1 pseudogene is annotated in these 259 nt (G+C 69.9%); it reads right to left on the reverse strand.

The window, feature by feature from the left end:
- Positions 1-259: pseudogene (locus tag FDW83_RS19020) on the reverse strand (hypothetical protein); the annotation flags it as partial.

Below are 259 nucleotides of genomic sequence, written 5' to 3' on the forward strand. Positions count from 1 at the left end.
ATCGCCGGCTCCGGCTGCATACACCGTCTCCTGGTGAAGCGGAGCTACCGCAGGCTGTACGGTAGGCGGCGCCGGAATGGCTGCGGAGCTCTGCGATTCGGTGGCGCCTGCGGTGAGGCCGCGGGTGAGGCGGCCGGCCAGGACGCCCGCGCCGGCTGCAAGCAGCAGGAACGTGCCCGGGCGGTTGCGGGCGAAGCGCTGGACTTCGTTCAGCAGATCGCCGGGCTGCTTGTTCTCAAGCCACGAAGCTACGGACTCG

The sequence above is a fragment of the Pseudarthrobacter sp. NamE2 genome (assembly GCF_005796205.1).
GTDB lineage: Bacteria > Actinomycetota > Actinomycetes > Actinomycetales > Micrococcaceae > Arthrobacter.